At 60.2% G+C, this 11,264-nt stretch carries 12 protein-coding genes and 1 riboswitch; of the genes, 6 read left to right on the forward strand and 6 right to left on the reverse strand.

What is annotated here, in order from left to right; genetic code table 11:
• Positions 1–23: 23 nt before the first annotated feature.
• The 4 genes from AC3IP0_RS08565 to purM all read right to left on the reverse strand — a co-directional run bounded on the left by AC3IP0_RS08565 (position 24) and on the right by purM (position 3,011).
• Positions 24–440: an OsmC family protein gene (locus AC3IP0_RS08565; protein ID WP_046037641.1), complete on the reverse strand. Its 417-nt coding sequence runs from the start codon at positions 438–440 to the stop codon at positions 24–26.
• A gap of 140 nt (positions 441–580) precedes the next feature.
• Positions 581–1,294: a DUF3108 domain-containing protein gene (locus tag AC3IP0_RS08570; protein WP_095945917.1), complete on the reverse strand. Its 714-nt coding sequence runs from the start codon at positions 1,292–1,294 to the stop codon at positions 581–583.
• A gap of 8 nt (positions 1,295–1,302) precedes the next feature.
• Positions 1,303–1,953 carry a phosphoribosylglycinamide formyltransferase gene (gene purN / locus AC3IP0_RS08575; protein ID WP_489318916.1) on the reverse strand — a complete coding sequence of 217 codons (651 nt, stop codon included), beginning with the start codon at positions 1,951–1,953 and terminating at the stop codon, positions 1,303–1,305.
• Positions 1,953–3,011: a phosphoribosylformylglycinamidine cyclo-ligase gene (purM, locus tag AC3IP0_RS08580; protein WP_007984558.1), complete on the reverse strand. Its 1,059-nt coding sequence runs from the start codon at positions 3,009–3,011 to the stop codon at positions 1,953–1,955. The genes purN and purM overlap by 1 nt, the downstream gene beginning before the upstream one ends.
• Before the next feature lie 386 nt (positions 3,012–3,397).
• Here purM and AC3IP0_RS08585 point away from each other — a divergent pair, with 386 nt between their 5' ends.
• The 6 genes from AC3IP0_RS08585 (at position 3,398) to AC3IP0_RS08610 (ending at position 8,733) form a co-directional block, all read left to right on the forward strand.
• On the forward strand, positions 3,398–4,450 hold the full coding sequence (locus tag AC3IP0_RS08585; protein ID WP_489318917.1) for a DUF2066 domain-containing protein: 1,053 nt from the start codon (positions 3,398–3,400) through the stop codon (positions 4,448–4,450).
• A gap of 36 nt (positions 4,451–4,486) precedes the next feature.
• Positions 4,487–5,560, forward strand: a complete 1,074-nt coding sequence (locus tag AC3IP0_RS08590; protein WP_489318918.1) for an AI-2E family transporter — start codon at positions 4,487–4,489, stop codon at positions 5,558–5,560.
• Positions 5,561–5,790: 230 nt separating this feature from the next.
• Positions 5,791–6,495, forward strand: a complete 705-nt coding sequence (gene hda / locus AC3IP0_RS08595; protein WP_007984552.1) for a DnaA regulatory inactivator Hda — start codon at positions 5,791–5,793, stop codon at positions 6,493–6,495.
• A gap of 222 nt (positions 6,496–6,717) precedes the next feature.
• On the forward strand, positions 6,718–7,350 hold the full coding sequence (locus AC3IP0_RS08600) for a C40 family peptidase (RefSeq protein ID WP_008017885.1): 633 nt from the start codon (positions 6,718–6,720) through the stop codon (positions 7,348–7,350).
• 165 nt (positions 7,351–7,515) lie between these two features.
• Positions 7,516–8,052: a C40 family peptidase gene (locus tag AC3IP0_RS08605; protein ID WP_008049713.1), complete on the forward strand. Its 537-nt coding sequence runs from the start codon at positions 7,516–7,518 to the stop codon at positions 8,050–8,052.
• Positions 8,053–8,070: 18 nt separating this feature from the next.
• Complete coding sequence (locus tag AC3IP0_RS08610) at positions 8,071–8,733, forward strand: class I SAM-dependent methyltransferase (RefSeq protein ID WP_489327170.1); 663 nt, start codon at positions 8,071–8,073, stop codon at positions 8,731–8,733.
• 119 nt (positions 8,734–8,852) lie between these two features.
• Here AC3IP0_RS08610 and AC3IP0_RS08615 read toward each other — a convergent pair whose 3' ends face one another.
• Both AC3IP0_RS08615 and AC3IP0_RS08620 read right to left on the reverse strand, forming a co-directional pair.
• Positions 8,853–10,166, reverse strand: coding sequence for a PQQ-dependent sugar dehydrogenase (locus AC3IP0_RS08615; protein WP_489327171.1), 1,314 nt, complete (start codon positions 10,164–10,166; stop codon positions 8,853–8,855).
• 66 nt (positions 10,167–10,232) lie between these two features.
• Complete coding sequence (locus AC3IP0_RS08620; RefSeq protein ID WP_489318922.1) at positions 10,233–10,817, reverse strand: hypothetical protein; 585 nt, start codon at positions 10,815–10,817, stop codon at positions 10,233–10,235.
• A 153-nt stretch (positions 10,818–10,970) separates the two neighbouring features.
• Positions 10,971–11,203, forward strand: a riboswitch (cobalamin riboswitch).
• Positions 11,204–11,264 lie beyond the last annotated feature (61 nt).

Consider the following 11,264-nt stretch of genomic DNA (forward strand, 5'->3'; position numbering starts at 1 on the left):
ACCCGCTTGCGCAGCCCTTGCCGCTATTGGCTGAATGCGCCTTCGGACAAATGCGTTTCGATGCTGACTTCAGAGGTGGTCATCAGCTTGTGGATCGGGCAGCGATCAGCCACGCGGTGCAGTTCATCGCGCTGGGCGTCGGTGAGTACGCCCTTGAGGGTCAGTTTGACGTGCAGCGCGTACTGGCCTTTCTGTTCCAGGCTGTTGTCGCGCTTGACCTCGACGCCGACACCGGTCAGCGGGATGTCTTTCTTCCTGGCATACAGCTTCAGGGTCAGGGCTTTGCAGGCACCCAGCGCGGCATCGAAATAATCGTGCGGCTCCGGCGCCGAGCCCTCTCCGCCAGCCGTGACGGGTGCGTCGGCGAAGAGTTCATGGTCATCGATCTGGACGCTGTGGCGTAAACCTTCGGCAGAAACGGTGTTGACAGTAACGGTCATGGCAAACCTCGCAGGCGACAGGAAAACTCATTCGATCAAAAAAGACCTTGAAGGTATAGAGCCATCGCGCTTGTCGGTGTTCCAATTTTCGAGCCCACAAAAAAGCCCCGCGACTGCGGGGCTTTTCGTATCGATCCGGATCAGCTGCCTTTGACTGGCTTGCCGTTGACCGTACCGTCCAGGAGCATGATGTTGTATTCCTTGCCGTCGGTTTCGACTTGTTGCAGTCGGACCAGCAGGTAATCCCAATCCTTGGCGAACCACATCACGGTGATGCGTTTGTTTTGTGTCGGGTCGCGTACACGTTCAACCTTGATCGCATCGATCTTGCCGGCCTTGGTGTCGACCTTTTCAGCGCCCAGCACGCGGAAGTCATAGGTATCGACTTCACCGCCGTCGACCACCTGATAACTCATGCTTTTTTTGCCGGCGGCGACGTCGTGCTGCAGGGCCAGTTGATAGCTGGATTTGTCGAGCATGCCGCGGTTCAGCGGAACCTTGACCGCGTCGCCGCGATCGGTGCCGGTGACCATCTTGGTGTTCCAGTCGAAATCCAGATCCGCTTTCTTGGCCTTGCCCAAGCCGCCACGTTCAAAGTGGTACGACTCTGGAAGAAGCGTGTCCTTGTCCATGGTCAGGGTGCTTTCCTCGGACAGGCTGGCGATCATCATCGATGCCTTGAAACTCAGTTTCCATTTGCCATCACTGGTTTTTTCGAGGTTGCGCTCGGCAGTGCCACTCATGGGCAACTGCTTCCAGTCGGCGGTGTAGCTGGCGGAGAAAGGTTGAAGGTCTGCCGCCTGGGCGAAGGGCAAGGCGAGCAGAGCGCAAGCGAAGAGCAGGGCGCGACGCATAAAATCTCCTAGTTTCGAATCAAGTGGCCGCTGGCCGCGAGTAGCTGTCCATCCAGTAAAGCACCTTGCTCGCCGAGGGCCAGACGACCTTCGGCAAACCAGTGTACGGCCATCGGGTAGATCAGGTGTTCCTGAGCATGGACCCGCTGCGCCAGACTCTGCGGCGAATCCTGTAACTCTACCGGTATTACAGCCTGTACGACCAGTGGTCCGCCATCGAGTTCCTCGGTGACGAAGTGCACGGAGCAGCCGTGCTCGGTGTCGCCGGCCTCCAGAGCGCGCTCATGAGTGTGTAACCCTTTGTATTTGGGTAGCAGCGAGGGATGGATATTGAGCAGGCGACCCTGATAGTGGCGTACGAAACCAGCGCTGAGAATGCGCATGAATCCGGCCAGTACCACGAGTTTGGGGTTGAAGGCGTCGATCAGTTCGATCAGCGCGGCGTCGAAGGCCTCGCGACCTTCGAAAGCCTTGTGATCCAGGGCGCGGGTGTCGATACCCGCGTCACTGGCGCGCTGCAGGCCGTAGGCGTCGGCGCGGTTGGAGATCACCGCAGCAATGCGGACCGGGCTGTCGCCGGTCCGCGTGCTGTCGATCAGGGCCTGCAAGTTACTGCCGGTGCCGGACAACAGCACCACCACATCACAGGTCTGAGACATCAATGAGCCTTGAGGTTCTTCAGTTCAACCTGAGCCGCGCCTTCGGCAGCGGTGGAGATCTGGCCGATGACCCAAGGCTGCTCGCCCGCTTCGCGCAGAACGTTCAGGGCAGTTTCCACGTGCTCTTGAGCCACGCAGATGACCATGCCCACGCCGCAGTTCAGCACGCGGTGCATTTCGTTCTCGTCAACGTTGCCTTTTTCTTGCAGCCAGTCGAACACTGCCGGGCGGTTCCAGCTTGCCACGTCAACCACGGCTTGAGCGCCTTTTGGCAGAACGCGCGGGATGTTGTCCAGCAGGCCGCCACCGGTGATGTGGGCCATGGCTTTGACCGCGCCGGTTTCCTTGATCAGCTTGAGCAGCGGCTTCACGTAGATACGGGTCGGGGCCATCAGCAGGTCGGTCAGCGGCTTGCCGTCGAGTTGGGTGTTCTCGATGTCGGCGCCGGACACTTCGATGATCTTGCGGATCAGCGAGTAGCCGTTGGAGTGCGGGCCGGAGGACGGCAAGGCGAGCAGGGCATCGCCGGCAGCGACCTTGGAGCCGTCGATGATTTCGGATTTTTCCACGACGCCGACGCAGAAACCGGCCAGGTCGTAGTCTTCGCCTTCGTACATGCCCGGCATTTCAGCGGTTTCGCCGCCAACCAGCGAGCAACCCGACAGTTCGCAGCCAGCGCCGATGCCGGTCACAACCTGGGCAGCGGTGTCGACGTTCAGTTTGCCGGTGGCGTAGTAGTCGAGGAAGAACAGCGGCTCGGCGCCGCATACCACCAGGTCGTTCACGCACATGGCAACCAGGTCGATGCCGATGCTGTCGTGCTTGTTCAGGTTCAGGGCCAGGCGCAGCTTGGTGCCGACGCCGTCAGTACCGGAAACCAGCACGGGCTGCTTGTAGCCGGCCGGGATTTCGCAGAGGGCGCCGAAACCGCCCAGGCCGCCCATGACTTCCGGGCGCGCAGTGCGCTTGGCGACGCTCTTGATGCGTTCGACCAATGCTTCACCGGCGTCGATGTCTACACCGGCGTCCTTGTAGCTCAGGGAGGGTTGCTTGCTCATGATCCAGGCCTTTAGGGGGGGGATTTCTGGGTAACGACCGAGTCCATCGGGACCGCTGAAACAGGCGAAGGCGAGGGCCATGCGCGATTTTCAGGGTGCCCGGCTGTTGCCGGTCTGCGAAGGCGCGCGATTTTATCAGGCTTGAGCCGTAGCGGCCATCCTCAGGCCGACAGCAGGGCCATATCCGTTCAAAAAAAACCGTTAATGCGCGGTGTCGGTGGCATCCTGCATGGCTGTATAAGGTATCGCGATTAACCGTCTATCGTTATGACAGTGCGAAAACTTACCCGGAGCGTGTGAATGTTTTGCGTCGGGCAACGGTCACAGTCTTGCTCGATCGTCTTCATGCGGTCTGTTCCAGCCGCTCTTGTCGTCAGGAATCTTCCATGCGTTTTTGTAAATTCTTGCTTGTGAGTTGTTTGTCAGTGGTCAGCCTGGTCAGTCAAGCCGAAACCGTCAAAGGCCTTTACCTGGTGCGCGAGCCGGTGAATGGCCAGTCGCCCGAGGAACGCGACCAGGCGACTCAGCGTGCGCTGGACACATTGGTGTTGCGCCTGACCGGCGACCCCAAGGCCGCTCAAAGTCCGGGGCTGGCGGCAATTCGCAAAGACCCGCAACAGATCATCAGCCAATACGGCTTTGAGGCCGGGCCGCCGGAAGTCCTGAAAGTCGATTTCGATCCGGGTACCACCGAGCAGGCCTTGCGTCGTGCCGGCCTGGCCATGTGGGGGGCCAATCGGCCGTCGGTCCTCGGCTGGTGGTTGAATGATTCCACCGAGGGTTCAAGCCTGGTGGGCGACGGCCAGGCCAGCGCGGCACCGTTGCGTCGGGCTGCCCAGCACCGTGGCTTGCCATTGCGCTTGCCGTTGGCGGATTTGAATGAGCAGATCGTCGCGACCGCGCCGAATCTGGAGGGCGCAGATCCCGCGCCTTTGCAAGCGGCATCGGAACGCTACAACGCCGACGCCCTGCTCGCGGTACACGCCAAGGAGGAGGGCGGGCAGTGGCAAGCCAAGTGGCAATTGTGGCTGGGGGATAAAAAAGAAGCGGGCAGCGTGCAAGGCGCCGATCAGGCCGCCGTGGCCGATGCGGTGATGCTGGCGGTCAACGAGCGCCTGGCGCCGCGGTTTGTCGCCAGGCCCGGCGCTTCGAGCGAGCAATTGCTGGAAGTGCAAGGCATGAATCTTGAACGCTACGCGTCGCTCGGGCGTTTGCTGGAGCCGTTTGGCGGGCGTGTGCAAAGTGTCGAGGGTGACCGGATTCTCTATCGGGTCAATGGCAGCGTCGATCAACTGCGTGCGCAACTGTCGCTGGCGAGGTTGCAGGAAGCGCCGGCGGGGCAGGCCCCGGCCCCGGTAGCGCCCGTTCAGTCGGCCACCGGCAGCCCGGTGCCAGTCGCCGCGCCGGCCCCGATCCCGCAGCTGCGTTTTCGTTGGTAGTTTTTCTTTCTCTATATAGAAGCAATGGAGTGGTTCATGGCCGATACGCGGCGTTGGTTCTGGCTCGGTGGGGTGGTCCTGCTGTGTGTGTTTGTCTGGTTGTTGCATCCGATCCTGACGCCGTTCCTGGTGGCGCTGCTGTTGGCCTACCTGTTCGACCCGCTGGTGGATCGGCTGGAGAAGGCAGGCCTGTCCCGAACCTGGGGTGTCGTAGCGGTATTCACCCTGTTTACATTGATCTTCACCGCGCTGCTGTTGGTCTTGGTGCCGTTGCTCGCCAGGCAGTTGTTTCGTTTGTATGAGCTGGCCCCACAGATGCTCGACTGGCTGCAGCACACGGCGTTGCCCTGGGCGCAGTCGAAGTTCGGCCTGTCGGACGGTTTCTGGAAGTTCGACAAGCTCAAGGCGGCCATCAGTGAGCATATGAGTCAGACCACTGATGTTGTCGGCGTGGTGTTGAGTCATGCCACGGCCTCGGGGCTGGCGTTGATCGGCTGGCTGGCGAACCTGGTGTTGATTCCGGTGGTGAGCTTCTACCTGTTGCGGGATTGGGACCTGATGATGGCCAAGGTCTGCAGCCTGCTGCCCCGTGATCGTGAAGAGCGCGCGGTGTTGCTGGCGGGTGAATGCCATGAAGTGCTCGGGGCGTTCGTGCGCGGACAGTTGCTGGTGATGGTGGCCTTGGGTGTGATCTACGCAGCTGGCCTGATGCTGGTCGGGTTGGAACTGGGCCTGCTGATTGGCCTGATTGCCGGTCTGGCGGCGATCGTGCCGTACATGGGGTTTATCATCGGCATTGGCGCGGCGCTGCTTGCGGGGCTGTTCCAGTTCGGTGGTGATCTTTACCCGATGCTCGGCATTGTCGCGGTGTTCATGGTCGGCCAGGCGCTGGAAGGTATGGTGTTGACCCCCTTGCTGGTCGGTGACCGGATTGGCCTGCACCCGGTGGCGGTGATTTTCTCGATCCTGGCCGGTGGTGAGCTGTTTGGCTTTACCGGTGTGCTGCTGGCATTGCCGGTCGCCGCGGTGATCATGGTGCTGGTGCGCCATGTGCATGATTTGTATAAGGATTCTGAAATCTACGGGAGGACCGACGAGCCGCAGGTGTAAGGGCAGTCGATAGGTGATGGCAGGCTGCCCCGGTTCGTGCCCGGTCAGCCTGCTGGCGTCGCCCAACTGTCACATGCACCGCCAAAGAATCTGTCACAAAACCGGTGCATTAACGCAAACCTTTGATTTTGCTTGTGGTCTGTCGCATTGTGCGGCCCGCTTCACGGGTATAAACTTCGCAAACTTTACACAGAGGCCACTAACGGTTCCTTTGGAACTGTTCAGTCAGCATGAAACCGATTCAGCTGCCCCTAGGTGTGCGTCTGCGTGACGACGCCACCTTTATCAACTACTACCCAGGCGCCAATGCCGCTGCACTCGGCTATGTCGAGCGGCTGTGCGAAGCCGACGCTGGCTGGACCGAAAGCCTGATCTACCTTTGGGGTAAGGACGGGGTAGGGCGTACGCACCTGTTGCAGGCCGCTTGCCTGCGCTTTGAGCAATTGGGGGAGCCTGCGGTGTATCTGCCGTTGGCCGAGTTGCTCGATCGCGGCATTGAAATCCTCGACAACCTCGAACAGTACGAGCTGGTCTGCTTGGATGATTTGCAAGTGGTTGCCGGGCGGGCTGACTGGGAAGAGGCGCTGTTCCATCTGTTCAATCGCTTGCGTGACAGCGGCCGACGGCTGCTGATTGCCGCGTCGACATCCCCGCGTGAGTTGCCGGTGAAACTGGCGGATCTCAAATCCCGCCTGACCCTGGCCTTGATCTTCCAGATGCGCCCGCTGTCCGATGAGGACAAATTGCGGGCCCTGCAATTGCGCGCATCCCGTCGCGGCTTGCATCTGACCGATGAAGTCGGGCATTTCATTCTGACTCGCGGTACCCGCAGCATGAGCGCACTTTTCGAGTTGCTCGAGCGTCTCGATCAGGCCTCCCTCCAGGCTCAGCGCAAGCTGACAATCCCGTTTTTGAAAGAAACCCTCGGCTGGTAAACCCGCTGAAACCGGGGCTTTTAGCCGGTTCGGCATCTTTCAGGCGCCAGAAATCCCGCTTTCCTGCAAGGTTGCAGGCCGCGTGTATGTTTAAAATGGGCTTAAGCGCTTAGATGTAAACGAGAAACGGATAAGTCACAAAAAGATCGATTGAATTTGCAAATGAGGTTGATAGCGGGCATAGTCTCGCCTTCTTTACAACTATCAGCCACGGTCGTGCCCATGCTAAATCGCTTCGCACCCCTCGTGCCTCTCGCACTCGTTACCCTGTTGTTCGGTTGCGCCGCCCACACTCCGGTGGCCCAGCAAGCTCCGCAGCAGCAGGTTCAAAACTCCGTTACTGCCCAGTCTTCAGCTCTCTTTCAGGAAGAGCTGGCTACCGAAAAAGAACTCGCAGACTTCGCTGGCGGCAAGTCCTACCAGCTTCCGGTCCTGGCCGACAGCATTCTCGAACGTGGCATGTCCCTGATCGGTACCCGTTACCGTTTCGGCGGTACTTCTGAAGCCGGCTTCGATTGCAGTGGTTTCATCGGTTACCTGTTTCGCGAAGAAGCGGGCATGAACCTGCCACGCTCTACCCGCGAAATGATCAACGTGGACGCTCCGCTGGTCTCGCGCAGCAAGCTTGAGCCGGGCGACCTGCTGTTCTTCGCAACCAATGGTCGTCGCGGTCGCGTCAGTCACGCCGGGATCTATCTGGGCGACAACCAGTTCATCCACTCCAGCAGCCGCCGCAGCGGTGGTGTGCGCATCGATAGCCTGGGCGACAGCTACTGGAGCAAGACCTTCATAGAAGCCAAGCGCGCCCTGGCAATGGCACCTAACGCGTCGCCAATCGTCACTGCACGTAAATAAGCGGACAATTTGTAAGGCGAACTTAAAGTCTTACTTGAAGTTTGTCGTGTAGCCGCTAGAATCTTGATCTACAAATGATGGCAAACCGCCTGCGTCCAACGCAGGCGGTTTTCTTTTCTGCGCTCCCCGCAGAAAAAGCCGCAGCCAGATCAGGATGTTCTGCTTATGACGACGTCGGCCCGCCTCGCAATCATGTTTTTCGCAGCGCTGCTCAGTGCCTGCGCCAGCCGCACACCGCCTCCTGCGCCGGTGGTTCGCGCTCCCATCGTATTTGGTTCCTCACAAGCGTTTTCGCCCGAAGCGGAAGACGTGCTGTTTCGCGCGCTTGGTCTGGTGGGCACGCCTTATCGCTGGGGTGGCAACACGCCGGATTCCGGATTTGATTGCAGCGGTTTGATCGCTTATGTGTATCGCGATGTCGCCGGCATTGCCTTGCCGCGCACCACGCGCGAGATGATCTCCATGCAAGCGGCGAATGTGGGCAAGGAAGGCCTGCAGACCGGCGACCTGCTTTTCTTCGCCACCAATGGCGGTTCCCAGGTCAGTCATGCTGGCATCTATGTGGGAGAAGGGCGCTTCGTCCACGCGCCGGCTACCGGCGGCACCGTGAAGCTCGATAGCCTGTCCAAGGCGTATTGGCAAAAAGCTTACCTGAGCGCCAAGCGTGTTCTGCAACCTGAACATTTGGCGCGCAATCCGTAACCTCCGGAGCTGATGGTCATGACGGCTCGCACGCTCAATCTCGACGACGACCTGTACCAATACCTGCTCGATGTTTCCCTGCGCGAAACACCACTGCTCAAGCGCTTGCGCGATGAGACCCAGGCGCTGCCGATGGCACGCTGGCAGGTGGCGCCTGAGCAGGGGCAGTTTCTTGCTTTGCTGGTGAAGCTGACGGGGGCCAGGCGTTTGCTCGAAGTCGGCACTTTTACCGGCTACAGCGCGCTGTGCATGGCGGCGGCATTGCCCGCTGACGGTTCGCTGATTTGCTGTGACATCCCCGGCGACTACAACGCCATCGCACGGCGCTACTGGCAAGAAGCGGGGCTCGCCGGGCGGATTGACCTGCGACTGGCTCCGGCGCTGGAAACCCTCGCCGAACTTGAGCGACAAGGGCAGGGCGGGCAATACGACCTGGTGTTCATCGATGCCGACAAGGCCAACTACCCGGCTTATCTGGAACACGCCTTGGGATTGCTGCGGGTCAGTGGGCTGGCGGTGTTCGATAACACGCTATGGAGCGGGCGCGTGCTCGAGGTCAGCCCCGAGAGCGCGGACACCCGGGCGATCCAGGCGCTCAACCTGGCATTGAAGGATGATGTGCGGGTGGATCTGTCGTTGTTGCCGCTGGGTGATGGGCTCACACTCTGTCGCAAACGCTAAGCCCTTGTGGGAGCGGGCTTGCTCGCGAATGCAGGCTGTCAGTCGACTATTATTTTGACTGATGCACCGCCTTCGCGAGCAAGCCCGCTCCCACAGGGGAATATGTTGGCAGTTGGAATTTATTTTACTGCCGAAACCCGCCACACCTTGTTCCCCACATCATCGGCCACCAACAGGTCACCCTGGCGATCGATCACCACGCCCACCGGGCGGCCCATGGCCTGTTCCTTGTCGTTGAGAAATCCGCTGAGCACTTCAACGGGCTTGCCGACGGGTTTGCCCGCGCTGAACGGCACGAAAATCACTTTGTAGCCACTGTGGGGGTTACGGTTCCATGAACCGTGCTGCCCGATGAATGCCCCTTGGGTGAAGGGCGGCGGTAGCTTGCTGTTTTCAGCGAAGGTCAGGCCCAGTGATGCCGTGTGCGGGCCGACGGCGTAGTCCGGGGCGATAGCCTTGGCCACCAGGTCCGGGTTTTGCGGCTCGACGCGAATATCGACATGCTGGCCGTAGTAGCTGTACGGCCAGCCATAGAATGCGCCGTCTTTCACCGAAGTGATGTAGTCCGGAACCAGGTCACTGCCGATTTCATCCCGTTCGTTGACCGCAGTCCACAGCGCGCCACTGTGCGGTTCCCACGCCATGCCGTTGGGGTTGCGCAGGCCGGAGGCGAAGATCCGCTGCTGGCCGGTGGCGCGATCCACTTCCCAGATCGCCGCGCGACCTTCTTCCTTGTCCATGCCGTTTTCGGCGACGTTGCTGTTGGAACCCACGGTGACGTACAGCTTGCTGCCGTCCTTGCTGGCAATGACGTTTTTGGTCCAGTGATGGTTCAGCGGGCCGCCCGGCAGGTCGACCACCTTGATCGGTGGCGACTTGATCTGCGTATCGCCACTTTCATAGTGAAAGCGCAGCAGGCGATCCGTGTCGGCCACATACAGGTCATTGCCGACCAGGGTCATGCCGAAGGGCGAGTTGAGGTTTTGCAGAAACACCGTGCGGGTTTCCGCGACGCCATCGTGGTCCTTGTCGCGCAGCAAGGTGATGCGGTTGGCGCTGGGCACACCGGCCCCCGCGCGGCCCATGACTTTCTTCATGACCCAGCCGCGAATGCCTTTGCCGTCTTCGGGTTTGGGTGGTGCGTTGGTTTCCGCCACCAGCACATCGCCATTGGGCAGCACATAAAGCCAGCGGGGGTGATCCAGGTCTTCGGCAAAAGCGGCCACTTGAATGCCCGTGGCAGCGACGGGTTTCGCACCCTGTGGCCAGCCGATGGCCGGGGCGATGTTCACGGTCGGAACCAGTGTCTTGTTGGGTTCTGGTAGTTGGGGTGACGGGCCGGTACCGTCGGAGACTTGCAGGCGGGAGGTCTCGCCACAAGCGGCGAGCCCTCCGCAGAGCGCGATAACGAGAACGAACGGGGGCGTGCGCATGCTGGTCTTCCCTATGAATGCCTTGTTCTATTCATAGAGAAGGGTTGTCGTCCGATGGTTCAACCCTCAGCCGCGTGCTTCCTTGAACAGCACCGCAATGCCGGGGTGATAGTTGCCGGCTTCGTTGCGCAACTTGCGGTAGGCATAAGGGAAATACCAGGCGACAGCGCAGGTGTGTTCCTTTTGCAGGTCGTCGACCATGTCCTGGAGTTCTTCCGGTGTGGCGCCCTGCTGGGCTTTTTGCGGGGCGACGAACAGGCAGCCGAGTTTCAGGTCGCTGGCGTGGCTCAGCCGCTTCGCATCGCTGACGATGTCGAGCAGGGCCTGGCTCAGGTTGAGGCTGTTGACCCGTGGCCAGCGCTGGCTGGTCTGGATGTAGGCGCGGGTTTCGGACGACGCCAGGAGCAGGTCGGCGCGGCTGTTGCGTTCGCCTTCTTCGGTCTGCTTGCGGGTTGGCGTCTGTTGCAGCGTGACCATCTCGGCCATCCAGGCGGCGGCGGACAGCAGTCCGAGATTGGCCTTTTCGTCGTGCCAGTATGGTGTGTCGCCATCACCGCGGACGGTGTTGTAACGGTCGATGCATTCGAACCAGTGTTCGAGCACCGGGCGCAGGAATTCCAGCTTTGGATTGCTGATGATCATGCCTTGCATGGGCTCACCCTTGTTGTTGTGTTGTGAGGTTGTGGCTCTTTGATATCACTGCTGGGAGCGTGGCACAAGATTGACGTCAGTTTATTGATTGATGGCAGTTATTCGGTCGATGGCCGCCCGGCTTTAATTGACGCTCCACCCCCAACCCTCTAACCTTCGCGGCTTGTTTCAGGTGCTCTGTGGCTTGGGTCGACAGAGTGAAACAGGGAAGCCGGTGCGTGAGTCCTTCTGTTGGTCGAAGGCCCGCAATTCCGGCGCTGCCCCCGCAACGGTAAATGAGTGAAAACTGTGTGTGATGCCACTGTGTCGATTCGATGCGGGAAGGCGCACGGTCCGGCCCCGCGCCACTCATGAGCCCGGAGACCGGCCTGATTCATCCAGCGGCATCACGGTGGGCGATGCCAGGCTTTTTGCCTTCTATTCTTGTGCCTGCCCGCCGTTATTCCT

This window comes from Pseudomonas sp. GL_103 (assembly GCF_057835175.1).

Excerpts from the sequence above, each read along its gene's own strand:
- AC3IP0_RS08565 (WP_046037641.1), bottom strand. The coding sequence starts at position 440 with ATGACCGTTACTGTCAACACCGTTTCTGCCGAAGGTTTACGCCACAGC.
- AC3IP0_RS08570 (WP_095945917.1), bottom strand. The coding sequence starts at position 1,294 with ATGCGTCGCGCCCTGCTCTTCGCTTGCGCTCTGCTCGCCTTGCCCTTC.
- purN (WP_489318916.1), bottom strand. The coding sequence starts at position 1,953 with ATGTCTCAGACCTGTGATGTGGTGGTGCTGTTGTCCGGCACCGGCAGT.
- purM (WP_007984558.1), bottom strand. The coding sequence starts at position 3,011 with ATGAGCAAGCAACCCTCCCTGAGCTACAAGGACGCCGGTGTAGACATC.
- AC3IP0_RS08585 (WP_489318917.1), top strand. The coding sequence starts at position 3,398 with ATGCGTTTTTGTAAATTCTTGCTTGTGAGTTGTTTGTCAGTGGTCAGC.
- AC3IP0_RS08590 (WP_489318918.1), top strand. The coding sequence starts at position 4,487 with ATGGCCGATACGCGGCGTTGGTTCTGGCTCGGTGGGGTGGTCCTGCTG.
- hda (WP_007984552.1), top strand. The coding sequence starts at position 5,791 with ATGAAACCGATTCAGCTGCCCCTAGGTGTGCGTCTGCGTGACGACGCC.
- AC3IP0_RS08600 (WP_008017885.1), top strand. The coding sequence starts at position 6,718 with ATGCTAAATCGCTTCGCACCCCTCGTGCCTCTCGCACTCGTTACCCTG.
- AC3IP0_RS08605 (WP_008049713.1), top strand. The coding sequence starts at position 7,516 with ATGACGACGTCGGCCCGCCTCGCAATCATGTTTTTCGCAGCGCTGCTC.
- AC3IP0_RS08610 (WP_489327170.1), top strand. The coding sequence starts at position 8,071 with ATGACGGCTCGCACGCTCAATCTCGACGACGACCTGTACCAATACCTG.
- AC3IP0_RS08615 (WP_489327171.1), bottom strand. The coding sequence starts at position 10,166 with ATGCGCACGCCCCCGTTCGTTCTCGTTATCGCGCTCTGCGGAGGGCTC.
- AC3IP0_RS08620 (WP_489318922.1), bottom strand. The coding sequence starts at position 10,817 with ATGCAAGGCATGATCATCAGCAATCCAAAGCTGGAATTCCTGCGCCCG.